This window comes from Streptomyces vietnamensis, assembly GCF_000830005.1.
GTDB classification, from domain to species: Bacteria; Actinomycetota; Actinomycetes; order Streptomycetales; family Streptomycetaceae; genus Streptomyces; species Streptomyces vietnamensis.
Genome location: NZ_CP010407.1, coordinates 6,069,450 through 6,094,514, shown reverse-complemented (window position 1 = coordinate 6,094,514; position 25,065 = coordinate 6,069,450). Strand labels below are relative to the sequence as shown.

Here is a 25,065-nt window from a genome sequence, read left to right as displayed (position 1 = left end):
CTGGGAGCTACGTCAGTTTCACCGGGTTGACGATGTCGGCGGCGAGGACGAGCAGCGTGAAGCAGACGAAGACACCGGCCACCACGTAGGCGGCGGGCATCAGCTTGGCCACGTCGAACGGGCCGGGGTCGGGGCGCTTGAAGATCCGGGCCGCGTGACGGCGGACGGACTCCCACAGGGCGCCCGCGATGTGACCGCCGTCGAGCGGCAGCAGCGGGAGCATGTTGAACAGGAACAGCGAGACGTTGAAGTACACCAGCAGGTTCATGAACATGACGAGGATCCGCTCGGGCGGGGCGTCGACGGTCATGAGTTCGCCGGTGATCCGGGCGGCGCCCAGCACTCCGACGGGCGAGTCCTCGGCGCGCTTGCCGTCGCCGAAGGTGGCGTCCCAGAGACCGGGGATCTTGCCGGGCAGGGCGATCACCGAATGGACGCCGTTCTCCAGGAGGGTGGTCATCTCCTCGGTGGTCTCGCCGAACGTGAGCGCCCTGACCTCCGCCTTCGGCTGGAAGCCGAGGTAGCCGGCGGGCACGTACTGGACCGGCCGGACGACGTTCCCGTCGGCGTCCTTCTTCTCGACCATGTTGGTGACGAGGTTCGGGTGGAGGTCGACCCGCTGTCCGTCGCGCTCGACGGTGAGGGTGGCCGGGCCGAGGGTGGTGCGGATGCGGTCGGAGAGGGTGTCCCAGTCGGAGACCGGCCGGCCGTCGAGGGCGACGATCTTGTCGCCGTCCTTGAGGCCCGCCTTGAACGCCGGGGAGACGGGGTCGCCCGGCCGGCACTCCTGGCGCTTGTCGCTCAGCTTGAGGACGCACTTCTGGACGCCGGCGACCTCGGTCGTCGCCTTCTGCATCCCCAGCGTCATCATCGAGCCGAAGAACAGCGCCGCCGCCAGGACCAGGTTCATGAACGGTCCGGCGAACATCACGATCACGCGCTTCCACGGCTTGCGCGTGTAGAACAGCCGCGTCTCGTCGCCGGGCTCCAGCTCCTCGTACGAGGCCTCGCGGGCGTCCTCGATCATGGAGCGCCAGGGCGAGGTGGAGCGGGCCTCGATCCTGCCGTCCTGGCCCGGCGGGAACATGCCGATCATGCGGATGTAGCCGCCGGCGGGGATGGCCTTGATGCCGTACTCGGTGTCGCCGCGCTTCCTCGACCAGATGGTGGGGCCGAAGCCGACCATGTACTGCGGCACGCGGATGCCGAAGAGCTTGGCCGTGGAGAGGTGGCCGAGCTCGTGCCACGCGATGGAGACGAGGAGGCCGAGGGCGAACAGCACGATGCCCAGGGCGTACAGGAGCGTTTCGGTCATGCGCGGGCCTCCGCTGTTGCCTTCGCTGCGAGCTCTCGGGCCCGGGCGCGCGCCCAGGTCTCCGCTTCGAGGACGTCCGACACCGTGAGCGAAGTTCCCTCGGCGGGCTTCCCGTGCTCGGTGACGACCGCAGTGACCGTATCCATGATTCCGTTGAACGGCAGGCGTCCGGCGAGAAACGCCTCGACGCACTCCTCGTTCGCGGCGTTGAAGACGGCGGGGGCGGTGCCGCCGAGCTCGCCCACGTGCCGGGCCAGGCCGACGGACGGGAAGGCCTCGGTGTCGAGCGGGAAGAACTCCCAGGTGGAGGCCTTGGTCCAGTCGAAGGCGGGGGCCGCGTCCGGGACCCGCTCGGGCCAGCCGATGCCGATGGCGATCGGGCCGCGCATGTCCGGCGGGGTGGCCTGGGCGAGCGTGGAGCCGTCCGTGAACTCGACCATCGAGTGGACGTACGACTGCGGGTGGACGACGACCTCGATGCGGTCGAACGGGATGTCGTAGAGCAGGTGGGCCTCGATGACCTCCAGGCCCTTGTTGACCAGGGTCGCGCTGTTGATCGTGATGACCGGGCCCATCGCCCAGGTCGGGTGGGCCAGCGCGTCCTCGCGGGTGACATGGGCCAGCTGCTCGCGCGTACGGCCGCGGAAGGGGCCGCCGGAGGCCGTGACGACCAGCTTGCGGACGTCGGCGCGGGTGCCGGCGGCCAGCGCCTGGAAGAGGGCCGCGTGCTCGGAGTCGACCGGGATGATCTGGCCCGGCTTGGCGAGCGCCTTCACCAGGGGGCCGCCGACGATCAGCGACTCCTTGTTGGCGAGGGCGAGGGTGCGGCCCGCTTCGAGGGCGGCGAGGGTGGGCGCGAGGCCGATGGAGCCGGTGATGCCGTTGAGGACGGTGTGGCACGGGGAGGCGGCGACCTGGGTGGCCGCGTCCGGGCCCGCCAGGAGCTCGGGCAGGGGCTCGGAACCGTACAGCGCCTTCAGGGCCGTACGCAGCTCCTCGACCGCGTCCTCGCGGGCGACCGCGACCGTCCGGACCTTCAGGCGGTGCGCCTGCTCGGCGAGCAGCCCGATCCGGCCGCCGGAGGCGGCGAGGGCGGTGACCCGGAAGCGGTCGGGGTTGCGCAGCACCAGGTCGATGGCCTGGGTGCCGATGGACCCGGTCGAGCCGAGGACGACGATGTCCCGGCGTCCTTCGGACACGTCGAAGGCGATGTGCGGGTCGGCGAGAGGAGAGGGGCGGTCGCTCATGCCCCCCATTCTTGCCGCAAAGACCGTGCGGTCTTCACGGGGTGCGGACGAACGTGTCGAACACCCGGTGGAAGTCGGGGAACGTCTTCTTCACGCAGCCGGGGTCGTCGAAGGTGATCCCCGGGGTGCGGAGGGCCGTGACCGCGAAGGACATGACGATCCGGTGGTCGCCGTGGGTGGCGATCTCGACGGGTCCGGTGGGCGTGCCGGGGTGGATCTCGATCCAGTCGGGACCGGTGTGCACGGTGATCCCGAGACGGCGCAGATTCTCCGCGCAGGCGTCGAGCCGGTCGCACTCCTTGACCCGGGTGTTGGCGACGTCCTCGATGCGGACCGGGCCGTCGGCGAACGGCGCGATCGCGGCGAGGGTCGGCATGGTGTCCGAGATGTCCCGCATGTTGACGGTGAGTCCGCGCAGGCTCCCGGTGGAGCGGACGGTGGTGGCGCTGTCGGTGATCTCGACGTCGGCGCCCATGCGGCGCAGCACGTCGACGAAGGCCAGGTCGCCCTGGAGGGCTCCGGTCCCGAGGCCGGGGACGGTGACGGAGCGGCCCGGCCGGAGGGCCGCGGCGGCGAAGAAGTAGCTGGCGGTGGAGGCGTCGGGCTCGATGCCGTACGTCCGTGCCCGGTAGCCGGTGGGGGCGACGCGGTACGTACGCCCCTCCCGGGTGACCTCGGCCCCGAAGGCCCGCATCATCGCGAGCGTGATCTCGACGTACGGCTCCGAGACCAGGTCCGTGACGGTGATGTCGAGGCCCTCGGCGGTGAGCGGGCCCAGCATGAGCAGCGCGGTCAGGTACTGGGAGGACTGCCCGGCGTCGAGCGTGAGCGCCCCGCCCTTGACCCCGGCGGCGTGGACGGAGAGCGGGTGATGGCCCTCCTTCTCGCCGTGCCGCAGATCGACACCCAGGGTGCGCAACGCGGTCGTCAGGGGGGCGAGGGGTCGTCGCCGCATCTGCGCGGAGGCGTCGAAGCGGTACGTGCCGTGGCCGGCGGCGACGAGGGTCGGCAGGAAGCGGGCGGTCGTGGCGCCGTCACGGCAGTACACGTCGGCCTCGTCCGTCCCCGGACCGGCCGGACGGCCCTCGATGTGCCAGGCACCGGGCTCGCGGCGGACGGCATACCCGAGAGCGGCGAGGCCTTCGGCGAAACCCTCCGTGTCGTCGGAGACGAGCGGGCGCAGGAGGGTCGTCGTGCCCTCCGCGGCGGCGGCGAGGAAGAGCGCGCGGGCGGTGACGGACTTGGAGCCGGGGATGTCGATGACGGTCACGGGGGTCATCCTGCCGCGGCCTGCGGCGCGCCGGGGGTCCGGTCCGCCACGTGGACGGCACCGCGGGGGGCCGCGCCCTGGTGCGGGCCTGCGCCCCAGTGCGGGCCCGCGCCCCGCCTCCTGTGGGCCAGCGCCCGTGCTGGGCGGTGCCCCGCCGCCGTGTGGGCCCGCGGCCGGCTGGGCCTTCGCCCGCGCCCGTGTGGGCAATCGTCCCGCTGGGCGGGACGGGTGGGCACACGGGACGGCGCCCCCAGCCGGGCCCAGGCGTTTCGCGCCTGGACCCGCACCACCGCCGCGGCGCGCTCCCGGTGCGGGTTCGGGCGCGGAAGCCTCTGGCGCCGGCAGGGCGCGGGTCCGTTGTGCCCACCCGTCCCGCCCTGCGGGACGATTGCCCACAACGGGCGGGGCGCAGGCCCACAACGGGGCGGCGGGGGCATCGCCCCGGCGGGCGCCGCCCGCAGCGGGGGCGGGTGGCGGGCGCAGGGGGTCAGGGGAGGCGGCGGTGGGCGTTCTGTTGTTGGGACGGGCCCGGCGTCGCGTCCGCGATCCAGGGGCCCTCCCCGCTCGGATCCACGATGCCCGCCTCCAGCCAGGAGTAGCGGCCCGCCAGGACCCCCTCCACGACCCGGCGGTCCAGGTCGTCCGTGTTGGACCAGAGGCGGCCGAAGAGTTCCTCGACGCGCAGGCGGGCCTGGCGGCAGAAGGCGTCCGCGAGCTCCACGGCCTCACGACCGTGGTCCGTCGTGGTCCGGAGGAGTTCGGCCCGTACGCACGCCGCGCTCATCGCGAAGAGCTCCGCGCCGATGTCGACGATCCGGCCCAGGAAGGCCTGCTTGAGCTCCATGCGGCCCTGCCAGCGCGACATCGCGTAGAAGGTCGAGCGGGCGAGCTTGCGGGACGTCCGCTCGACGTAGCGGAGGTGGGTCGCGAGGGCGCCGAACTCGCCGTACGCGCGCGGCAGTTGCCCCGGCCCGGCGACCAGTCCCGGCAGCCAGCGGGCGTAGAAGCCGCCCGCCCGGGCGCCCGCCTTCGCCTTGTCCCCCAGGGACTTCTCGGGGTCGATGAGGTCCCCGGCGACGGAGAGGTGCGCGTCGACGGCCTCGCGGGCGATCAGCAGGTGCATGATCTCGGTGGAGCCCTCGAAGATGCGGTTGATGCGGAGGTCGCGGAGCACCTGCTCGGCGGGGACGGCCCGTTCGCCGCGGGCGGCGAGCGAGTCGGCGGTCTCGTAGCCGCGGCCGCCGCGGATCTGGACGAGTTCGTCGGCGATGAGCCAGGCCTTCTCGGAGCCGTACAGCTTGGCGAGGGCGGCCTCGATGCGGATGTCGTTGCGGTTCTCGTCGGCCATCTGGGAGGCGAGGTCGACGACGGCCTCCAGGGCGAAGGCGGTGGCCGCGATGAAGGAGATCTTGGTCGAGACGGCTTCGTGGCGGGCGATCGGCCTGCCCCACTGCTCGCGCTCCCCCGACCATTCGCGGGCGATCTTCAGGCACCACTTGGCGGCGCCCGCGCAGGCGGCGGGGAGGGAGAGCCGGCCGGTGTTGAGGGTCGTGAGGGCGATCTTGAGGCCGGCGCCCTCGGGGCCGATGCGGTTCACCGCCGGGACCCGTACGCGGTGGAAGCGGGTGACGCCGTTCTCCAGGCCGCGCAGGCCCATGAAGGCGTTGCGGTGCTCGACGGTGATGCCGGGCGCGTCGGCCTCGACGACGAAGGCGGTGATGCCGCCCTTGTGGCCCTCGGAGGCGGGGACGCGGGCCATGACGACGAGCAGGTCGGCGACGACCCCGTTGGTGGTCCAGAGCTTCACGCCGTCGAGGACGTACGCGTCCCCCTCGGGTACGGCGGTGGTGGCCAGGCGCGCCGGGTCGGAGCCGACGTCCGGCTCGGTGAGGAGGAAGGCCGAGAGGTCGGTGCGGGCGAGCCGGGGCAGGAAGGCGTCCTTCTGCTCCTGGGTGCCGAAGAGTTTCAGCGGCTGCGGTACGCCGATCGACTGATGCGCGGAGAGCAGGGCGCCGACGGCGGGGCTGGCGGAGCCGACGAGGGCGAGGGCCCGGTTGTAGTACAGCTGGGTGAGGCCGAGCCCGCCGTACTTCGGGTCGATCTTCATCCCGAGGGCGCCGATCTCCTTGAGTCCGGTGATCGTCTCGTCGGGGATGCGGGCCTCGCGTTCGATGCGCGCGCCGTCGATCCGGGTCTCGCAGAACTCGCGCAGGACGGCCAGGAAGGCCTCGCCGCGGCGTACGTCCTCGGCGGCGGGGAGCGGGTGCGGATGGACGAGGTCGAGCCGGAAGCGGCCGAGGAACAGTTCCTTGGCGAAGCTGGGTTTGTGCCAGTCCCGCTCGCGCGCGGCCTCGGCGACCTGCCGGGCCTCGCGCTCGGTGACTTTGGGCCGCTGGACGGGTGCGGACATCTCCACCTCCTGGGGCTTCCTGTCCGTCGTACCCGATTTCGGTGGGTCCGGAAAGAGGAGGGGGTCCCTCCGGGTTTGTCCTCCTGGTGAGACGCCCGGACCGTCCGGCGGGGGCCGCGCGTAGGGTCCGCGCCATGTCTCAGCCGATCAAGCTCATCGTCCTCGTCGCCACGCAGCCCGGTCGTGGCGCGGAACAGATCGCCGCCTTCGAGGCGCTCGCACCCCTGGTGCGGGCGGAGGAGGGCTGCCTGCAGTACGACCTCCACCGGGTGGCCGACGACCCCGACCGCTTCGCCCTGATCGAGCGCTGGGCCTCCGCCGAGGCCCTCGCCGCGCACGACGTCGCCCCGCACATGGTCGCGGCCGGCGTCACGAACAAGGCGTTCCGGGCGGGGCCGGCGGAGGTCATCCGGCTCGTGGACGCGCCCCTCTCATGACGAAAGGCGGCCCGAGCCCCCGCACAGTGGGCTCGGACCGCCGGTCTCGTGAGGCGTACGCCTTAGAGGGCGAGGCCCGTCAGGACGAGGACGCGCTCGTAGGTGTAGTCGTCCATCGCGAACTTGACGCCCTCGCGGCCGACGCCGGAGCGCTTGGCACCGCCGTACGGCATCTGGTCGGCGCGGTACGAGGGGACGTCGCCGACGATCACGCCGCCGACCTCCAGCGCGCGGTGGGCGCGGAAGGCGGTCTGCAGGTCGTGGGTGAAGACGCCGGCCTGGAGGCCGAAGTCCGAGTCGTTGACCGCGGCGAAGGCCTCGGCCTCGCCGTCGACCTTGGCGATCGTCAGGACCGGGCCGAAGACCTCGGCGCGGGCCAGGGTGACGTCCGCCGGGAGGTCGGCGAGGACGGTCGGGGCGTAGGTCGCGCCCTCGCGCTTGCCGCCGGCGAGGAGCTTGGCGCCGGCCGCGACGGCCTCGTCGACCCAGGACTCGACGCGCTTGGCGGCGGCCTCGTCGACGAGCGGGCCGACGTCGGTGGCGTCGTCCGCCGGGTCACCGGTGATCTGCGCCTCGACGGCGGCGACGATCTTCGGCACCAGGCGGTCGTAGACCGAGGCGTCGGCGATCACGCGCTGCACGGAGATGCAGGACTGGCCGCCCTGGTAGTTGGAGAAGGTCGCGATGCGGGTCGCGGCCCAGTCCAGGTCGGCCTCGGAGGACCAGTCGGGCAGGACGACGGCCGCGGCGTTGCCGCCGAGCTCCAGGGTGCAGTGCTTGTGCGGCACCGACTGCTGGATGGCGTAGCCGACCTTGTCGGAGCCCGTGAAGGAGATGACCGGGAGGCGCTCGTCCTGGACGAGGGCGGGCATGCGGTCGTTCGGCACGGTCAGGATCGACCAGGAGCCGGCCGGCAGGTCGGTCTCGGCCAGGATCTCGCCCAGGATCAGGGAGGAGATCGGGGTCGCCGGGGCCGGCTTGAGGATGATCGGGGCGCCGACGGCGATGGCCGGGGCGACCTTGTGGGCGCTGAGGTTCAGCGGGAAGTTGAACGGCGCGATGCCGAGGACGACGCCCTTGGGGATGCGGCGGGTGAGGGCGAGGCGGCCCGCGCCGCCGGCCTCGGTGTCCAGGCGCTGGGCCTCGCCGGCGTTCCAGCGGCGGGCCTCCTCGGCGGCGAAACGGAAGACGGAGACGGCACGGCCGACCTCGCCGCGGGCCCACTTGATGGGCTTGCCGTTCTCGGCGGAGATCAGCTGGGCGATCTCCTCGGTGCGCTCGGCGAGCCGCTTCGACACGTGGTCGAGGGCGGCGGCGCGGACGTGCGCCGGGGTCGCGGCGAACTCGTCGACGACGGCGTGCGCGGCGGCGACGGCCTCCTCGACCTGGGCCTCGGTGGGCACGCTGACCTTGCCGACCAGACGTCCGTCGTACGAGTTCGTGACGTCGAAGGTGGCGTCGCCGGTGGCCTCACGGCCGGCGAGCCAGAAGGCGTGGGTGGTCGTCATTGCGTCCCGGCCCTTTCCGTTTCGGGGTGCGAGCGGTTGCTCTGGTGACACCGTAGGGCCGGGACGGCGGGCGCGGGCTTGTCCGGTATGGAGTAGTGGGGGTGGCGGCTCTGTCCGCTTCGGCCGAAGCGGACAGCGGGTCATGGAGCGTCACCGGCCCCTGAACGCCGAGAAGGGCTGCCGCTTCCCGTCGCCCGGGGGGCGGTGACGAACAGGCCCCCGAGCCGGCCCGCCACGCCTCGTCCCCGCTCGCCAGGTCGAAGGCGGTGGGCTTCGCCTCGTTGCCGCCACGGCTCACGGCCGCCCTTCAGGTCGATCGCGACGACGTGCCCCGTCCCCGACGGCCCGGGCGGCGTGGCCGTACTCGGCAGCGGGCCGGTCACGGCGGCGGGCTGGTCACGGCAGGGGGCCGGTCACGGTAGGGGGCCGGTCACGGTAGGGGGCCGATGATCATCCGCGTCGCTCGGTCGAGACGATCAGACAGACGCCGCCGACGACGATCGCGCCGCCGAGGAGGATCGGCCAGGTCAGGGCCTCGTTCAGGACGAGGGCGCCGAGGAGGACGGCGACGACCGGGTTGACGTACGCGTAGGTGGCGGCGAGGGAGACCGGGGCGGACTGGAGGAGCCAGGCGTACGCGGTGAAGGCGACGAGCGAGCCGAAGACGATCAGGTACGCGAGGGCGGCCCAGGAGCGGCCGGAGACGGCGCCCAGGTCGAGGCCGTGGTGTTCGCCGCGTACGAGACCGAGGGCGAGCGCGGCGAGGCCGCCGGCCAGCATCTCGTACGCGCTCGCCGTGAAGGGGTTGGCGGGCATCGGCAGCCGGGCGGAGGAGACGGAGCCGACGGACCACAGCAGGGCCGCGACGAGGACGAGCAGCACGCCGCCGATCTTCACCTCGCCGCTCAGGCCCGGGACGGTGAGGACGCCGAGGCCCGCGAAGCCGAGCAGGACGCCGCCGAAGGCGCCGAGGCCCGGGCGGTCGCCGAGGGCCGTGCGGAGCAGGACGACCCAGACGGGGACGGCGGCGACGAGGAGCGCGGCGAGGCCGGAGGGTATGGAGGTCTCGGCGAGGACGACGAGGCCGTTGCCGCCGAGGATGAGGAGCAGGCCGACGAGGACCGCGGAGCCGAGTTCGCGACGGGTGACCTTGAGGGCGGCGGGGCCCTGGCGCCAGGCGACGATCGCGGCGAGGAGCAGGCCGGCGGTGATGAAGCGGGCGCCGCCGGAGAGGAACGGCGGGAGGGTCTCGACGACGATCCGGATCCCGAGGTACGTGGACCCCCAGACGACGTACACGATGCCGAGCGCGGCCCAGACGGCGCCAGTGATCCGGCGGCCGGGGGCGGCGGGCGCGGCGGTACGGGTCTCGGGGGCGGCCGGGCGGGTCTCGGGGGCCGGGTCGACGGCAGGGCTTGTCATGAGCAGGAGAGTATGAAGTGAAAGCCCCGACAGCCAAGAAAACTGCCCGAATCCGGGCAGGGTCAGCGGAATTCGGACGGCTCGGAGACGCCCGGGGGTCTTGCGGAGGGGTGGGAGGATGACCGGGACCGCCGCACGACCCCAGGGGGAAAGCATGATCCTTTACGTACTGATCGGAGTCCTGGTCCTCGCCGTCGCCGGCTGCGGCTGCGTGGTGTGGGCGGCGCGCGGCGGGCCCCGCTGGGTGCGCGCGGTGGCCGCCGTGACCCTGCTGGGCGGCGAGGTGGTCCGCGACGGACAGCGCCGGAGCGCGCGGCGGTCCGGCGGAGTCCTCGGCGACGGCGACGGCGGCGGCTCCGACTAGGACGTCCGGCCAGGACGGCTGGCTAGGAGGTCCCGCCGGGACGGCTGGCCAGGAGACCCCGCCAGGACATCCGGCCAGGACATCCGGCCAGGACGTCCCGCCAGGGCATCGGCCAGGACGTCCGGCTACTCCGCGTCCTCGCCGGTCGCCTTCAGGGCCAGCCACAGCTCCATCCGGACGTCCGGATCGTCCAGGGAACGGCCGAGGATCTCCTCCACCCGGCGCATCCGGTACCGCAGCGTGTGCCGGTGGACGCCCAGGTCCGCCGCCGCCGCGTCCCACTGGCCGTGCCGGGAGAGCCAGGCCCGCAGCGAGGCCACCAGATCGCCGCGGCCGGTCGCGTCGTGCTCCCGCAGCGCGCGGAGCATCCCGTCGGCGAAGGCCCGGACGGCGTCGTCGGCCAGCAGCGGCAGGACCGAGCCCGCCGCCAGGTCCTCGTGCTCGACGAGCGCCCTGCCCCGCCGCCGGGCGACCGAGAGGGCCTGCTCGGCCTGCTTGTACGCGGCTGCCGCGGCGCTCGGGCCCGCCGGGGCCGAGAGGCCGACGACGACACCGGCCTCCTCCGCCTCCCGCTCCGCGTACCCCTCGCAGGCGGCGACGACCGCGCCCCCGTCCCCGGCGAGGACGACGAGCCGCTGCGCGCTCTCGACGACGGTGAGCACCGCCTCGCCCGCGCGGGCGGCGGCGGCCTCCAGGGCCTCGGCGAGCACCGGCAGCGGCGGCTCCGCTGCCGGTTCTCCCCCGGCGGGTTCGGCGACGAGCAGCCGGTACGGGGCGTCGAGCAGCCCTCCGTACAGGTCCCCGGCCACCGCCCGGGCGGGCTCCGGCTGGCCCGCGAGCATCAGGCGGAGGACCGCCGCGCCGAGCCGCTGCTCCGCCGCCTGGAGCGAGCGGGAACGTTCCGTCGTGAGGGTGAGCAGGGCGATCGCCGAGTGCACGGCGTACCGCTCGGCCGTGCCGAGGGGAGCGCCCGTACCGACGGCGAGGGCGCCGCGCACCCGGCGCCCGGTGCCGAGCGACTGGAGCTCGACGCGGTCGTCCGTACCGCCGACGACCGCGCTGGCGGGCGCGGGGCGCTCGCGCAGCCGCTCCACGTCGGGGGTGAGCCGGGCGGCCCGGCGCGCCGCCCATTCGGGCGAGACGGCGACGACGGTGCCGGAGGCGTCGTACAGCGCGGCCCAGCCGTCGACGTGCGCGGCGAGCCGGGCGACGACGGCCTCGGGGCCTTCGGCGAGCGCGGCCCGGGTCAGCTCGCGCTGGGCCTCGAAACCGGCGGTGACGGCGCGGTACTGGTCGGCGGAGATGGCCGCGGACACGGCCTTGCTGATGGCGAGGAACGGCGTCCGGCGCGGCACTTCGAGCAGCGGCAGGTGCTCCTCGCGGGCCGCGTCGAGCAGGGCCGGCGGGATCTCCTCGTAGTTGACGCCCACGGCGAACCCGAGCCCGACCACCCCGGCACCGAGCAGCCGCCGCACATAGCGGCGCATCGCCTCCAGGTCCTCCGCGTCGAGCGTGAGCGCGGTGGTGAGGAGGAGTTCACCGCCCTCCATGTACGGGACGGGGTCGGCGAGCTCGCTGACGTGGGCCCAGCGGACGGGGGTGTCGAGACGGTCCTCACCGGCACGGACGATGAGCTTGAGGGCGGAGTGCTGCACGAGCGAGGCGAGGGTGGGCGGCATTGGGGACCGTCGGACCTTTGAGCGAGGACCGTGCACGGGGGAGCGTGCACGGAAGCGGGGAGGCGCCGCTCAGCCGAGCGGCGCCCCCGATTGTGCCAGGGCCACCGGAAGCCCGCGCGGGCGCGCAAGGCGTGAGACGGCCGGCCGCGCGGGTGGGGCGCCGGGCACGCCGCGCGGGATGCCCTCGCGGCTGCGGGGCGCGGTGCGAGCCGGGCACGCCGGGCGAGCCGTACGGGCCGCCCCTCCCTCAGCCGCGCAGGTCGACCAGCATGGGCGGCACCTGCTCGCCGCGTACGTGGCTCAGCGAGAGGACGGCATGGCCCGGCGGAACGGCGTGGGCGAGGTCGGAGGCGGACCAGCGCTGCCGCTCCACCTCTCGTACGGTCACGGCCTCGGTCGTCACGGCCTTGCCCGTCACCAGCTTGCGCAGGGCGTGGATGGCCCGGGTCATCGGCTGGTCGGCGAAGACGGTGTGATGGGCCACCTCGGTCATCTCCACGCGTTCGGTGCCCCACGCCTCGGCGAAGGCCTTGCCGTCCCAGGTGGGGAGCCCCGCGAAGGCCATCCGGCAGCCGACGATCGCGAGGAGCGGCCCGTGCAGCGCCTCGGGCACCTCGGCGAGGGTGCGGAGGGCGAGCACGACACCCGCGTTCTGCGTGCGCAGCCGCTGGAGGCCCCGTACGGTCCCCGCCGTGACCGCGCCCGCCGCGTCGTCGAGTACGAGGCAGGCGAAGTTCCCTCGCCCCGCGCCGCCCCGGGTGACGTGCTGGAACTGGGCGAGCAACAGTCGGTTGAGCAGGCGTGCAGCCTCCTCGTGGCCGCCTTCCGGCAGGCTGACCCGTACCCGGATCGGATGCTGGGCGACGGCCCGCAGCGAGAAGGACCGGGCGTCACCGCCACCGCCGAAGAACTCGGCGAAGGCGGGCCGGTCGAGGGCCGCGAGCCGGTCGGCGAGCACGGGGCCCATGTCGGTCGCGCTGCCGACCTGACGCAGTCGGGATTCCAGTTCGCGGCGCATCGCCTGCGCACCGTCGACCGGCAGCAGATCGAGCAGCGCCCGCAAGGTTTCGGGGTGGGCCTCGAGCAGCTCTCGCAGGACCGGCACCGTCGGGAACCGGCCGTACGCGGCCTGGTACGGGCCGATGAGCTGGGCGAGCACGGTGGCGGCACGCCGCGTCTCCACTCCGTCCATGTCGCCGACCAGCCCTTCGGCCAGACATGCGGCGGCCTCGTCCGGATCCGTGGCCCCGGCGTACAGGTCCAGGTCATACCCGGAGGCCGGGTCGCCGAGCCGGATCACGACGTCGTACGCCTCGTCGGGGCCGAGCTGGGCTCCGGCCGCTCCGACGACGACGACGGCGCAGGCACCGGTCAGGGCCTGGAGGGAGAGCGACTCGACCACGGGAGCGATGAGGGAACGGGTCTTGCCCGCCCCGGAAGGGCCCACCGCCAGGAGGGAGGTGCCGAGAAGCTCGGGATCGAGCGCGAGACCCGCACCGTGGTAGGTGCGTGGGCCGCGCTCGGCAGCGACCCACCTGCCGACACGAACCTGGCTCAGGAGAAGGTCGTGGGCGGCCGAACGGTTCGACAGGTCCCGGTCACCCGACGGGTGTGCGCCGGCAGCGGCGCCCTGGCTGAGAAGGGCATCGACGAAGGCGGCCCGGCGTACGGCATCCCGGTCACTGTCCTTCCAGGTGCGGCGCACCCGTGCACAGTCGACGTCGTTCATCCGCCCGGCGGCCAGTTCGCCGACGAGCACGTCTGCGGCACGGTGCTCACCCGCGGCCCGCAGCTCGGGCCATTGCGAGCGGGGGATTCCCGGGGCGGTGGGGGCTGGGGAGACGCTGGGGGTGGCCCCGGAACTCCGCTGCTGGAAGAGACTCGCCCAGTCGCCGACCCGAGCACACGGCCAGACGACTGCCGTCGCGCCCAGCGCGTACACGGCGTAGATGACCACTGGCGATGCAGCGATACTCCAGCCGCCGGTGACCAGGGCGATCAGGTAGAGCATCGGATCGACGACGGGCACCGCCGACCAGCCGAGGTGAAGGGCCTCGGGCAGGACCAGTGCCAGGCCGATGAGAGCCCCCACACCCGCGAGCGCGGCACGCACCGGCGGACGGCTCCGTTCGACGTAGTAGCGGATGACCTTGCCCCAGGAGCCGAGGACGCCGACCACCCACGCGAGGCCGAAGAAGATGACGGCATCGAAGATCTTGTGCACGGCGACGCCCTGCCAGTCCTTCGGTGTGGCTCCAAGGCCGATCCACCAGTCGGGCGGGGTGAACTTCCGCATCACGAAGGCCGCATAGGGAAAGTTGTCGTTCCGGTAGGCCAGCCAGATGAACAGTGCGACGACCAGGGGGATCAGCAGCCCGAGAAAGTTCACTGGTGTAAGGCCCGTGACCTCCTGGGACGGCGGAACGTACCGAAACCGCCAGATGCCGAGGCCCGCCTTCGGGCGCGGAGCGTCCAGCCACTCGACGACGGACGGCGACGCCGAAGTCCCGGCCTGCCCAGGAGCCCGGGACGGCATGGGTGGGACGCTCGGCGGCGTCGGCCCGAGCCCCGGGCCCGCCTTTCGAGCAGGGTCCGGCTGCACGGCCGGGTGCGTGGGGGCGGCGGCGCGCACGTGATCAGCGGGGGGCGCCTGGGGGGCGGGTACCCCCATCGGCGGCGCTGCCGGCCGTGGGACCGCCTTCCCAGGAGGCGGCGCCGCCCCCCCGGCCATGTCGCGTGACTCGTACGTGCCGTCGGTCTCCATGAACCCCTGCCCCCTGACCAGCCAGGTCGCCGCATCTGTGCCACCGTCAATCTAGTGGGCCCGGCGCCCCCGGGAGGGGATTCGACCACCCGTACGGTCGAGGGTCTCCCCACTCGTCCGGAACGCGCCCGCGCCGCGGAACCGGCGGCCGCCGTGCCCCTCCCGCGCCGCGGAACCGGCGGCCCCCGTTCCCCTCCCGCGCCGCGGAAGCGGAGCCGCCATGTCCATCCCGGACAACGACACACCCGCCACCACTCCCGATCGGCGCATGCCCGACCCCCTCCCCCGCGCCTAGCCTGCGGAGGAAACCCGCAAGTGCGTCCAGAACACCCCCAGGAGCCCCGCATGAACGCTGTCCCGCAGGAGCGGCGCGTCGTCACCGCCATCCCCGGTCCGAAGTCGCAGGAGCTTCAGGCCCGCCGTCTCGACACGGTCGCCGGTGGCGTCGGCTCCACGCTGCCCGTCTTCACCGCGCGGGCCGGCGGCGGCATCATCGAGGACGTCGACGGCAACCGTCTGATCGACTTCGGCTCCGGCATCGCCGTGACCTCGGTCGGCGCCTCCGCCGAGGCCGTCGTGCGCCGCGCCTCCGCGCAGCTGCAGGACTTCACCCACACCTGTTTCATGGTCACGCCGTACGAGGGCTACGTCGAGGTCTGCGAGGCCCTCGCCGAGCTGACCCCGGGCGACCACGCCAAGAAGTCCGCGCTGTTCAACTCGGGCGCCGAGGCCGTCGAGAACGCGGTGAAGATCGCCCGCTCGTACACCAAGCGCCAGGCCGTCGTCGTCTTCGACCACGGCTACCACGGCCGTACCAACCTCACCATGGGCATGACGGCGAAGAACATGCCGTACAAGCAGGGCTTCGGCCCGTTCGCGCCCGAGGTCTACCGCGTGCCGGTCGCCTACGGCTACCGCTGGCCCACCGGCGCGGAGAACTGCGGCCCGGAGGCCGCCGCCCAGGCGATCGACAACATCACCAAGCAGATCGGCGCCGAGAACGTCGCCGCGATCGTCATCGAGCCGGTCCTCGGCGAGGGCGGCTTCATCGAGCCGGCCAAGGGCTTCCTGCCGGCGATCGTGAAGTTCGCCAACGACAACGGCATCGTCTTCGTCGCGGACGAGATCCAGGCCGGCTTCTGCCGTACCGGCCAGTGGTTCGCCTGCGAGGACGAGGGCATCGTCCCGGACCTCATCACCACCGCCAAGGGCATCGCGGGCGGTCTGCCGCTCGCCGCCGTCACCGGCCGCGCCGAGATCATGGACTCCGTCCACGGCGGCGGTCTGGGCGGCACCTACGGCGGCAACCCGGTCGCGTGCGCCGGTGCGCTCGGCTCCATCGAGACGATGAAGGAGCTCGACCTCAACGGCAAGGCCAAGCGCATCGAGGAGGTCATGAAGGGCCGCCTCACCGCCATGCAGGAGAAGTTCCCGGTCATCGGTGACATCCGTGGCCGCGGCGCCATGATCGCCATCGAGCTGGTGAAGGACCCGGCGACGAAGGAGCCGGCGCCGGAGGCCGCCGCCGCGCTCGCCAAGTACTGCCACAACGAGGGCGTGCTCGTCCTGACCTGCGGCACCTACGGCAACGTGCTGCGCTTCCTGCCGCCGCTGGTCATCGGCGAGGACCTGCTCAACGAGGGTCTGGACGTCATCGAGGCCGCGCTCGCGTCCATCTGAGTGACCGTCCGAGGGCCGATCCGGCACACGGTGTGAAGACTCTGTGGGGGGCCGATGGCGGGATGCGTTTCCCGCTGTCGGCCCCCCGTTCCGTGACGTACGGTTTCTGCAGATGAGAGAAACACCCCGGGCGGAGCCTCCCCAGCCCCGCCCACACCGTGCCTTCGTGCACACCACCGGGGCCTCGTGCCCCGGAACTCCTCACCGATCGGATGGCCGCCCGCCCCATACCCCCCGGGGCGCGCGGCAGCCCGATCCCCTCGGCCGCCCCGGAACCACCCCCCCTGTTCCAGGGCGGCCGGCTCTCTTCTCGGCGCTCGTCGCCCTCGCCGTCGTGACCTGGCAGGTGCTCGTCCACGGCCCCTTGGCCAGGCTCGACGAGCGGGTGTCCCGGTCCCTGGTGGACACGGTCCCCCGGCCCCTGAGCGAACTCGCCTCCGACCTCGGCAACATGACGGTCGCCCTCCCGGTCCTCGCCTGCGCGATGGCGTACGCGGTGTGGCGAGGCCGACGGCTCCCCGCCCTGTACGCGGGCCTCGCCATGGCCGCCGTCCCCCTCCTGGTGGTCCCCCTGAAGGAGTGGACGGCCCGCCCCGGCCCCCTGGAACCCTGGGCCCAGGGCTACTTCCCCTCGGGCCACACGGCCACCGCCGCCGTCGCCTACTTCGGCGCGGCCTTCCTCGTCTCGAACCGCCTGATCCCCGTCGCCGCCGTGCTGACGGCGGTGACGGGGGCCGGGCTGATCCTGCGGGGCTTCCACTGGCCGCTGGACGTGTTCGCCAGTCTCTGCCTGAGTTTTCTGACCCTGGCGGTCAGTTCCACGTGTACGCGTCGAAGTTCCGGCTGAACTCCCCCTGGTTGTAGCGGTCCCAGTTGATCGACCAGGTCATCAGGCCGCGCAGGGCCGGCCAGGTGCCGTGGGTCGTGTAGGTGCCGCAGTTCTGCTTCTTCGTCAGGCAGTCCAGGGCCTTGTTCACCTCGGTCGGGGTGGTGTGGCCGTTGCCCGCCTGGGTGGAGGCGGGGAGGCCGATGGCGATCTGGTCGGGGCGGAGGGCCGGGAAGAAGCGGTCCGTGTTGCCGGCGACCGGGAAGCCGGTGAGGAGCATGTCGGTCATCGCGATGTGGAAGTCTGCGCCGCCCATCGAGTGGTACTGGTTGTCGAGGCCCATGATGGAGCCCGAGTTGTAGTCCTGGACGTGGAGCAGGGTCAGGTCGTCGCGCAGGGCGTGGATGACCGGCAGGTAGGCGCCGGCGCGCGGGTCCTGGCCGCCCCAGGGGCCTGAGCCGTAGTACTGGTGGCCGAGCTGGACGAAGAAGGTCTCCGGGGCCATCGTCAGGACGAAGTTCGGGCCGTACTTGGCCTTCAGGGTCTTCACCGCGGAGATCAGGTTGACGATGACCGGGGTGGTCGGGTTGCGGAAGTCCGTGTCGCCGGTCTGGAGTGACAGGGAGTGGCCCTCGAAGTCGATGTCCAGGCCGTCGAGTCCGTACTCGTCGATGATCTTCGAGACGGAGGAGACGAAGGTGTCGCGGGCCGCGGTGGTGGCGAGCTGCACCTGGCCGTTCTGGCCGCCGATGGAGATGAGGACCTTCTTGCCGGCGGCCTGCTTGGCCTTGATCGCCGCCTTGAAGTCGGCGGGGGACTCGACGTTCGGGCATTCCGTGGCGGGGCAGAGGGTGAAGCGGATGTCTCCCGAGGTCACCGAGGTCGGTTCGCCGAAGGCCAGGTCGATGACGTCCCAGGAGTCGGGGACGTCGGCCATGCGGGTGTAGCCGGAGCCGTTGGCGAAGCTCGCGTGGAGGTAGCCGACGAGGGCGTGCGCGGGCAGGCCGCCGCCCCCGCCTCCGCCGCCGGAGGTCGTGGTCGCGCTCACGGCGGCCGACTTCGCCGACTCGCCCGCGCTGTTCGCCGCCGAGACCTGGAAGCCGTACGAGGTGCTGGGCGCGAGCCCGGTGGCGGTGTACGAGGTGCCGGTGACGGTCGCGACGAGGGCGCCGCCGCGGTAGACCTTGTAGGAGGTGGCGCCGGGGACCGCCGACCAGGTCAGCGGCACGGAGGTGGAGGTCGGGGAGCCGGCCGTGAGGCCGGTGGGGGTGGCCGGCGTCTGGACCGGGTCGCCGCCGGGGCCGTACAGGGAGAGGTCGTCGGCCTGGTAGGCGGGCGTGCCGTACCAGCCGTGGGTGTAGATCGTGACCGAGGTGGTCGAGGCGCCGGTGGTGAAGGTGGTGCCGAGCTTCTGCCAGTCGGGGGCGGAGGCCGTCCAGGTGGAGACGTCGGTGGTGCCGGTGCCGGAGGCGCCGAGGTAGACGTAGCTGCCGCGCACCCAGCCGCTCAGCGTGTAGGTGGAGTTGGGCTTGACCGTCACGGTCTGGGAGCACTGGGCGTTGTCGCTGCCTGCCGGGGTGGCCTGGAGCGCCTTCGTCCCGCCGTGCACGGGTGACGGGACGACGGCGCCGCTGCCCGCCGTGCAGGTCCAGCCGTCGAGGCCGGCCTCGAAGCCGCCGTTGCGGGCGAGTTCGGTGTCGGCGGCCCTGGCCGCGGCGGGGGTGAGTGCGAGGAGCCCGCCGGCGGCGAGGGCGCCCGCCAACAGCAGGGTGAGGGGTCTGGTGCGGTCCACAACTGCCTCCGGGGTGGGGGGAATCGAGGTGGAGCGCGCCACAGCATGGTCCAGACCAATCGAGTGGTCAAGACCTCTGTACGGTCGGCCAGGACCTCCGTGCGGCCCGGATCCCTAGTCGGATTCCCCTTCCCCCCTGGCCAGTTGGCCCGCCGCCTCGTGCATCGCCAGTTCCAGGAGCGAGGCGTCGGTGAGGGTGCCCAGGCCGTCCGGCGCCACCAGCCAGCGCGCCGCGCCGGTCACCCGCCCCGGGTACGGGACGACGATCCAGGTGCCGGTGCCCGCGCCGCGCACCCCGGTGCCGAGCCAGCGGGCGGCGGTTCCCGGTGGGACGAAGAAGCCCATCCGGGCCTCGCCGAAGTCGGCCAGGACCGGGCCCGGCCGGTCCACGAGCCGGGTCAGCACGTCGAGCGTGGGATAGCCGAGCTCCCCCGGCAGGATCAGCACGTCCCAGCGCCTGCCGGCGGGCAGCAGCGCGACCCCATGGGGGTTGCGCTCCCACTCCCACCGGCAGGCCTCGGGATCCGGTGCGACCGAGGCCAGCCATTCGACCGCGGCCTTGGCGCCGGAAGCCCCCGTACCAGTCATCGCGACGATCTCCTCTCCGTGCGGATGCCGCGAGCGCGGTGTCCACACGGAGAGAGCGGGTACGGGGGCTTCTCTTACGCGGTTTCGACTACCGGTTGATTGTGACGTGGGTCACAGGCGAGCCTCAGCTGTCGAAGCCGAGACCCAGGCGGTCCATGGCCTTCAGCCACAGGTTGCGCCGCCCGCCGTTCTCGTCGGCGCGGGCGAGCGACCACTTGGTGATGCCGATGCCGGCCCAGGCGACCGGCTCGGGCGGGAACGGCAGCGGCTTGGAGCGGACCATGTCGAGCTCCGTGCGCTCGGTGCGCTCCCCCGCGAGCAGGTCGAGCATCACGTCCCCGCCGAAGCGGGTGGCGCCGACGCCGAGGCCGGTGAACCCGGCCGCGTACGCCACCTTCCCCTGGTACGCCGTGCCGAAGAAGGCCGAGAAGCGCGAGCAGGTGTCGATCGCGCCGCCCCAGGCGTGGCTGAAGCGGAGCCCCTCCAGCTGCGGGAAGCAGCGGAAGAAGTGCTCGGCGAGCTTGAGGTAGGTCTCCGGGCGGTGGTCCATCTCCGCCTGCACCTTGCCGCCGTAGCGGTAGATCGCGTCGTAGCCGCCCCAGAGGATGCGGTGGTCCGCGGTGATCCGGAAGTAGTGGAACTGGTTCGCGGAGTCGCCGAGGCCCTGCCGGTTCTTCCAGCCGATCGAGGCGAGCTGCTCGGGGCTGAGCGGCTCGGTCATCAGGGCGTAGTCGTACACCGGGACGGTGTACGGACGGACGCGCTTGACCAGCGACGGGAAGACGTTGGTGCCGAGCGCGACCCGGCGGGCGAGCACCTTGCCGTACGGGGTGTGGACGCCCATCCCGGCGCCCACCGAGACCAGCCGGAGGCCGGGGGTGTTCTCGTAGATCCGTACGCCCAGGTCGAGGCAGGCCCGCTTGAGGCCCCAGGCCAGCTTGGCCGGGTGGAGCATGGCGACGCCGCGCTTGTCCCACATGCCGCCGAGGAAGGTCGGGGAGTCGACCTCGGCCCGTACGGCGTCCCGGTCGAGGAATTCGACGCCGTCCGCGAGTCCGAGCCGGTCGAGCTCCTCGTACACCTCGGTCAGTTCCTCGACCTGGTACGGCTCGGTGGCGACGTCGATCTCGCCGGTGCGCTCGAACTCGCAGTCGAGGCCGTAGCGGGCGACGGTCTCCTCGATGGCGTCGAGGTTGCGCTCGCCCAGCCGCTCCAGCTTCGGCAGCTCGCCCGGCCAGCGGGCGAGCCCGTTGCCGAAGCCGTGGGTGAGGGAGGCCGCGCAGAAGCCTCCGTTGCGGCCCGAGGCGGCCCAGCCCACCTCGCGGCCTTCGATCAGTACGACATCCCGGGAGGGGTCGCGCTCCTTGGCGAGGAGCGCGGTCCACAGTCCGCTGTATCCGCCGCCGACCACGAGGAGATCGCACTTCTCGGTGCCGGTGAGGGCGGGCAGGGCTCCGGGCTTGCCGGGGTCTTCCAGCCAGAAGGGGACGGGCTGGGCGTCGGAGAGAGATTGTGCAGCGAGACGCATGGCGACTGGGGCCATGGTTTCCAACTCCTTCGGTGCCTGAGACGTCTTTCGCTCAGGCTGTTGCTGTTTTCTTGCGCCGGTTCGTGATGATCTGCCCGGCTGCGACCATCAGTACCGCGAGGACGAACATCGCGGTGCCGATGACGTTGATCTGAACGGGGGTTCCGCGCTGCGCCGAGCCCCAGACGAACATGGGGAAGGTGACGGTGGAGCCCGCGTTGAAGTTGGTGATGATGAAGTCGTCGAACGACAGCGCGAAGGCGAGCAGCGCGCCGGCGGCGATGCCGGGCGCGGCGATCGGCAGGGTCACGCGCAGGAAGGTCTGCGTCGGTCCCGCGTAGAGGTCGCGCGCGGCCTCCTCCAGGCGCGGGTCCATGGACATGACCCGGGCCTTGACCGCCGTCACGACGAACGACAGACAGAACATGATGTGGGCGATCAGGACCGTCCAGAAGCCCAGCTCGATGCCCATGTTGAGGAAGAGCGTGAGCAGCGAGGCGGCCATGACGACCTCGGGCATCGCCATCGGCAGGAAGATCAGCGAGTTGATCGCGCCGCGCGCCCGGAAGCGGTAGCGGACGAGCGCGAAGGCGATCATCGTGCCGAGGAGGACGGCGCCGAGCGTCGCCCAGGCGGCGAGCTGGAGCGAGAGCGAGAGCGACTCGCACATGTCGGCGACGCCGCAGGGGTCCTTCCAGGCGTCGAGCGAGAACTCCTGCCAGGAGTAGTTGAAGCGTCCCTTCGGCTTGTTGAAGGAGAACGCCATCACCACGAGGTTCGGCAGGATCATGTACGCGAGCGTCAGCAGGCCCGCGATGACGACCAGGTTCTTGCGGATCCAGCGCATCAGACCAGGTCCTCCGTTCCCGCCTTGCGGATGTAGACCGTGACCATGCCGAGCACGATCGCCATGAGGATGAAGGAGAGCGCGGCCGCCGTCGGATAGTCGAGGACCCGCAGGAACTGCGACTGGATGACGTTGCCGACCATCTTGGTGTCGGTCGAGCCGAGCAGTTCGGCGTTGACGTAGTCGCCGCTCGCCGGGATGAAGGTGAGCAGGGTGCCGGAGACGACGCCGGGCATCGACAGCGGGAAGGTCACCTTGCGGAAGGTGGTCGCCGGGGAGGCGTACAGGTCCTGCGCGGCCTCGTGCAGCCGGCCGTCGATCCGCTCCAGGGAGGTGTAGAGGGGCAGGATCATGAAGGGCAGGAAGTTGTACGTGAGGCCGCAGACCACGGCCATCGGGGTGGCGAGGACGCGGTTGCCCTCGGTCCAGCCGAGCCAGTTGGTGACGTCCAGGAAGTGCAGGGTGTCCAGCGCCTGCACCACCACGCTGTCGTCGGCCAGGATCGTCTTCCACGCGAGCGTGCGGATGAGGAAGCTGGTGAAGAACGGCGCGATGACGAGGACGAGGAGCAGGTTCCGCCAGCGGCCGGCCTTGAAGGCGATCAGGTACGCGAGCGGGTAGCCGAGCAGCAGGCAGAGCAGGGTCGCGGTCCCGGCGTACAGCAGGGAGCGGACGAACTGCGGCCAGTACTCCTGGAAGGCGTCCCAGTAGGTCTGGAAGTGCCAGGTGACCTCGAAGCCCTTCTCCAGGGAGCCGGTCTGCACCGAGGTCGAGGCCTGGTAGACCATCGGCAGCGCGAAGAAGACGAGCAGCCAGATGATGCCGGGCAGCAGCAGCCAGTACGGGACGAGCCGCTTGCGGGTGGAGGGCTTGCGCAGAACCGGTTCTTCGACCGACCCCGGAGCCTCCTTCGTGAGGGTCGCGGTCACGAGGCGTCCTCCACCGTCTCCACGCCCGCGTCGATGTCCTGCGCCGCGTCGAGACCGAAGGTGTGGGCCGGGTTCCAGTGCAGGACGACCTCGGCGCCCGGGCGGAGCCGCGCGTCCCGCTCGATGTTCTGCTCGTACACCTGGAGCTCCGCGCCCGCCGGCGAGTTCACCACGTACTGGGTGGAGACGCCGATGAAGGAGGAGTCGACGATCCGGCCGGTCACCCGGTTGCGTCCGTCCGCGATCGAGCCCGCGTCGTCGGCGTGCGCGAGCGAGATCTTCTCGGGGCGGACGCCGACGAGCACCTTGCCGCCCACGCGGACGGCGTCCGTACAGCGGTCGCCGGGCACTCGGAGCTTGCTGCCGCCGGCCGTGGCCAGAACGTCGCCGCCGGTCTCCAGGACCTCGGCCTCGATCAGGTTCGAGGTGCCGAGGAAGTTGGCGACGAAGGTGGTCCGCGGGTTCTCGTACAGGTCGGCGGGGGCGCCGAGCTGCTCGACCCGGCCGCCGTTCATCACCGCGACCTGGTCGGCCATCGTCATGGCCTCCTCCTGGTCGTGGGTGACGTGCACGAAGGTGATGCCGACCTCGGTCTGGATCCGCTTGAGCTCCAGCTGCATCTGGCGGCGCAGCTTGAGGTCGAGGGCGCCGAGCGGCTCGTCGAGGAGCAGCACCTGCGGGTGGTTGATGAGCGCGCGGGCGACGGCGACGCGCTGCTGCTGGCCGCCGGAGAGCTGGTGCGGCTTCTTGTGGGCGTGCTCGCCCAGCTGGACGAGGTCGATCATCTCGTCGACCTGCTTCTTCACCGACTTGATGCCCCGGCGGCGCAGGCCGAAGGCGATGTTCTCGGAGATGTCCATGTGCGGGAAGAGCGCGTAGGACTGGAAGACGGTGTTGACCGGCCGCTTGTACGGCGGGAGGTCGGTGACGTCCCTGTCGCCGAGGAAGACGGTGCCGGTGGTCGGGTCCTCCAGGCCGGCGATCATGCGCAGCGTGGTGGTCTTGCCGCAGCCGGAGGCGCCGAGCAGGGCGAAGAAGGAGCCCTGCGGGACGGTCAGGTCGAGCGGGTGGACGGCGTGGAACGAGCCGTACGACTTGCTGATCCCGGTGAGACGGACGTCGCCGCCGGTGGTGTTGTCAGTCATGGGTTGCGGTCCCAGGGAGTGAGAGAGGTGGACGAGGCCGGACTCAGGCGCCGATGAGCTTGGCGAACTTCTCCTCGTACGCCGTCTCCTCCGCGCTGCTGAGCGAGCGGAAGGCGTGGGACTTCTTGGCCATGGCCTTGTCCGGGAGGATCAGCGTGTTGTTGGCGAGCTCGGGGTCGATCTTGGTGAGCTCGTCCTTCACCCCGTCGACGGGGCAGACGTAGTTGATGTACGCGGCGAGCTGGGCGGCGACGGGGAGCTCGTAGTAGTAGTCGATGAGCTTCTCGGCGTTCGTCTTGTGCCGGGCCTGTGCGGGGACGAGCAGGTTGTCGCTGGAGGTGATGTAACCGGCGGACGGGATGGCGTACCTGATGTCCGGGTTGTCCGCCTGGAGCTGGATGATGTCGCCGGCCCAGGCGAGGCAGGCCGCGATGTCGCCCTTGTCCAGGTCGGAGGTGTAGTCGTTGCCGGTGAAGCGGCGGATCTGCTTCTTGTCGACGCCCTTCTGGAGGCGCCCGATCGCCGCGTCGAAGTCGGCGTCCGTGAACTTCCCCGGGTCCTTGCCCAGGTCGAGCAGGGTCATGCCTATGGAGTCGCGCATCTCCGTGAGGAAGCCGACGCGGCCCTTGAGCGAGGGGTCGTCGAGGAGCTGGCTGACCGAGTCGACCTTCTTGCCGCCGGTCGCCTTGACGTTGTAGGCGATGACGGTGGAGATGCCCGTCCAGGGGTACGAGTACGAGCGGCCCGGGTCCCAGTCGGGGCGGCGGAACTGGGCGGACAGGTTCGCGTACGCGTTGGGCAGGTTGGCCGGGTCGAGCTTCTGGGCCCAGCCGAGCCGGATGATGCGGGCGGCGAGCCAGTCGGTGACGCAGATCAGGTCGCGGCCGGTGTCCTGGCCGGCCGCGAGCTGCGGCTTGATCTTGCCGAAGAACTCGACGTTGTCGTTGATGTCCTCGGTGTACTTGACCTTGATCCCGGTGCGTTTGGCGAACGCCTCCAGGGTCGGGCGGGACTTCTCGTCCTCGCTGACGTCCATGTACTCGGTCCAGTTGGAGAAGGCGACGGTCTTCTCCTTGGCCGAGAAGTCGGTGGACGCGGGGCCCTGCCCCTCCCGCTTGGCCGGCGGGATGCCACAGGCGCTCAGGCCGGCGAGACCGCCGACCGTGAGCGCGCCGACGCCGCCCGCGCGCAGCATCGAACGGCGGCTGAGCGCGCCCCGGCCGCTCGTCATGCTGCGCCGTATCGCCGCCAGCTGCGCGGCCGACAGGCTCTCGGGCTCGTACTGCTCCATGCGCTGTGCCCTTTCGGGATGGG

General features: G+C 72.0%; 19 protein-coding genes. 4 read left to right on the top strand and 15 right to left on the bottom strand.

Annotated features, from left to right (window positions below; all coding sequences use genetic code 11):
* Window positions 1-7 precede the first annotated feature (7 nt).
* The 4 genes from SVTN_RS27490 to SVTN_RS27475 form a co-directional block, all read right to left on the bottom strand.
* Window positions 8-1,315 (bottom strand): M50 family metallopeptidase, encoded by a 1,308-nt coding sequence (locus tag SVTN_RS27490; RefSeq protein WP_041131512.1) that lies wholly within the window; start codon window positions 1,313-1,315, stop codon window positions 8-10.
* Complete coding sequence (dxr, locus tag SVTN_RS27485; RefSeq protein WP_041131511.1) at window positions 1,312-2,562, bottom strand: 1-deoxy-D-xylulose-5-phosphate reductoisomerase; 1,251 nt, start codon at window positions 2,560-2,562, stop codon at window positions 1,312-1,314. Before dxr ends, SVTN_RS27490 begins: the two co-directional genes overlap by 4 nt.
* Before the next feature lie 34 nt (window positions 2,563-2,596).
* Entirely contained in the window at window positions 2,597-3,832 is a 1,236-nt protein-coding gene (aroA, locus tag SVTN_RS27480) for a 3-phosphoshikimate 1-carboxyvinyltransferase (RefSeq protein ID WP_041131510.1), read from the bottom strand.
* Between the two features lie 487 nt (window positions 3,833-4,319).
* A complete protein-coding gene (locus SVTN_RS27475) occupies window positions 4,320-6,242 on the bottom strand; it encodes an acyl-CoA dehydrogenase family protein (protein ID WP_041131509.1) in 1,923 nt (640 codons plus the stop codon).
* A gap of 134 nt (window positions 6,243-6,376) precedes the next feature.
* On the opposite strand from SVTN_RS27475, the gene SVTN_RS27470 reads away from it, so the two are divergent.
* Window positions 6,377-6,679, top strand: a complete 303-nt coding sequence (locus tag SVTN_RS27470) for a putative quinol monooxygenase (RefSeq protein ID WP_041131508.1) — start codon at window positions 6,377-6,379, stop codon at window positions 6,677-6,679.
* A 62-nt stretch (window positions 6,680-6,741) separates the two neighbouring features.
* Here the strand turns inward: SVTN_RS27470 and SVTN_RS27465 are convergent, their stop codons facing one another.
* Window positions 6,742-8,187 (bottom strand): aldehyde dehydrogenase family protein, encoded by a 1,446-nt coding sequence (locus SVTN_RS27465; RefSeq protein ID WP_041131507.1) that lies wholly within the window; start codon window positions 8,185-8,187, stop codon window positions 6,742-6,744.
* Between the two features lie 450 nt (window positions 8,188-8,637).
* Window positions 8,638-9,609: an EamA family transporter gene (locus tag SVTN_RS27460; protein WP_041131506.1), complete on the bottom strand. Its 972-nt coding sequence runs from the start codon at window positions 9,607-9,609 to the stop codon at window positions 8,638-8,640.
* A 154-nt stretch (window positions 9,610-9,763) separates the two neighbouring features.
* Between SVTN_RS27460 and SVTN_RS27455 the strand changes: the two genes are divergently transcribed.
* Window positions 9,764-9,973: a hypothetical protein gene (locus SVTN_RS27455; protein ID WP_041134290.1), complete on the top strand. Its 210-nt coding sequence runs from the start codon at window positions 9,764-9,766 to the stop codon at window positions 9,971-9,973.
* A 125-nt stretch (window positions 9,974-10,098) separates the two neighbouring features.
* On the opposite strand, the gene SVTN_RS27450 is transcribed toward SVTN_RS27455, so the two are convergent.
* Complete coding sequence (locus tag SVTN_RS27450; protein WP_041131505.1) at window positions 10,099-11,652, bottom strand: PucR family transcriptional regulator; 1,554 nt, start codon at window positions 11,650-11,652, stop codon at window positions 10,099-10,101.
* A gap of 247 nt (window positions 11,653-11,899) precedes the next feature.
* On the bottom strand, window positions 11,900-14,416 hold the full coding sequence (locus tag SVTN_RS27445) for a type IV secretory system conjugative DNA transfer family protein (RefSeq protein WP_078908517.1): 2,517 nt from the start codon (window positions 14,414-14,416) through the stop codon (window positions 11,900-11,902).
* A gap of 345 nt (window positions 14,417-14,761) precedes the next feature.
* Between SVTN_RS27445 and gabT the strand changes: the two genes are divergently transcribed.
* The gene (gene gabT, locus SVTN_RS27440) at window positions 14,762-16,096 is read left to right on the top strand and encodes a 4-aminobutyrate--2-oxoglutarate transaminase (RefSeq protein ID WP_041131504.1); all 1,335 of its coding nucleotides are present in this window, start codon (window positions 14,762-14,764) and stop codon (window positions 16,094-16,096) included.
* A 112-nt stretch (window positions 16,097-16,208) separates the two neighbouring features.
* A complete protein-coding gene (locus SVTN_RS27435) occupies window positions 16,209-16,943 on the top strand; it encodes a phosphatase PAP2 family protein (RefSeq protein ID WP_078908802.1) in 735 nt (244 codons plus the stop codon).
* Here SVTN_RS27435 and SVTN_RS27430 read toward each other — a convergent pair.
* From SVTN_RS27430 to SVTN_RS27400, 7 genes are all read right to left on the bottom strand, one after another.
* Entirely contained in the window at window positions 16,909-18,714 is a 1,806-nt protein-coding gene (locus SVTN_RS27430; protein ID WP_041131502.1) for a chitinase, read from the bottom strand. The genes SVTN_RS27435 and SVTN_RS27430 overlap by 35 nt on opposite strands.
* Before the next feature lie 114 nt (window positions 18,715-18,828).
* Complete coding sequence (locus SVTN_RS27425; protein WP_041131501.1) at window positions 18,829-19,302, bottom strand: hypothetical protein; 474 nt, start codon at window positions 19,300-19,302, stop codon at window positions 18,829-18,831.
* Window positions 19,303-19,426: 124 nt separating this feature from the next.
* Window positions 19,427-20,845 (bottom strand): NAD(P)/FAD-dependent oxidoreductase, encoded by a 1,419-nt coding sequence (locus tag SVTN_RS27420; protein ID WP_041131500.1) that lies wholly within the window; start codon window positions 20,843-20,845, stop codon window positions 19,427-19,429.
* A 37-nt stretch (window positions 20,846-20,882) separates the two neighbouring features.
* Window positions 20,883-21,677: an ABC transporter permease gene (locus SVTN_RS27415; protein WP_041131499.1), complete on the bottom strand. Its 795-nt coding sequence runs from the start codon at window positions 21,675-21,677 to the stop codon at window positions 20,883-20,885.
* On the bottom strand, window positions 21,677-22,606 hold the full coding sequence (locus tag SVTN_RS27410; RefSeq protein WP_041131498.1) for an ABC transporter permease: 930 nt from the start codon (window positions 22,604-22,606) through the stop codon (window positions 21,677-21,679). The genes SVTN_RS27415 and SVTN_RS27410 overlap by 1 nt, the downstream gene beginning before the upstream one ends.
* Complete coding sequence (locus SVTN_RS27405; RefSeq protein WP_041131497.1) at window positions 22,603-23,751, bottom strand: ABC transporter ATP-binding protein; 1,149 nt, start codon at window positions 23,749-23,751, stop codon at window positions 22,603-22,605. Before SVTN_RS27405 ends, SVTN_RS27410 begins: the two co-directional genes overlap by 4 nt.
* Before the next feature lie 43 nt (window positions 23,752-23,794).
* Window positions 23,795-25,042, bottom strand: coding sequence for an ABC transporter substrate-binding protein (locus SVTN_RS27400; protein WP_041131496.1), 1,248 nt, complete (start codon window positions 25,040-25,042; stop codon window positions 23,795-23,797).
* Window positions 25,043-25,065: the final 23 nt, after the last annotated feature.